Below are 601 nucleotides of genomic sequence, written 5' to 3'. Positions count from 1 at the left end.
GTGATCGTCACCGCTTCGCCGGCGGTGCTCGCCTTCGAGGAGATCGCGTTCTCGCCGGCCCTGCCCGACACGCATTTCGGCGCCTTCTTCGACCTGCCGATGGGCATGCTGACCAAATTGCCGGTCGAGATATCGGGCACCAGGCTCGGGCTGCAGCCCTTCGACGACCTGCTGATCGAGCGGATGGCCAGGCACGACATCTATTTCCTCTGCTTCCCGTTCGACCTTGACCTGATGGTCGGCTTCGTCGGCGGCGATTTCGCCTGGGAAATGTCGGCGGCCGGCGAGGCGGCCGGCATCGACTTCGTCGTCGACCGGCTGTGCGGCATCTTCGGCGGCGATACGCGCAAGCATGTCGGACGCGCAATGATGACCAATTGGGGCGGCGAGCGCTTCGTGCGCGGCGCCTATGCCGCGGCCCGCCCCGGCCGTTCACTGGCGCGCGCCGCACTCATGCAGCCGGTGGCCGACAAGATCTTCTTCGCCGGCGAGCATCTGGCCGGCTCGCTGGTCCAGACCTGCGGCGGCGCACGGCTGTCGGGCGAGGCGGTGGCAAGGCAGGTTGTCGCCCAGCTTGCGGCCAAATAGCTTCAGGTAATGT

The 601-nt window shown here is 67.1% G+C and carries 1 protein-coding gene; it reads left to right on the top strand.

Going from position 1 to position 601, the window contains the following annotated elements; genetic code table 11:
- Window positions 1–588 (top strand): FAD-dependent oxidoreductase (locus tag EN984_RS36945; RefSeq protein ID WP_164766040.1); only part of this gene is annotated, 588 nt, incomplete at its 5' end.
- Between the last annotated feature and the right edge of the window lie 13 nt (window positions 589–601).

It is taken from the genome of Mesorhizobium sp. M7A.F.Ca.CA.004.12.1.1, assembly GCF_003997835.1.
In the GTDB taxonomy this organism is placed as follows: Bacteria; Pseudomonadota; Alphaproteobacteria; order Rhizobiales; family Rhizobiaceae; genus Mesorhizobium.
Note: the sequence above shows the minus strand (reverse complement) of the source record. Positions and strands in the feature narration are given on the sequence as shown.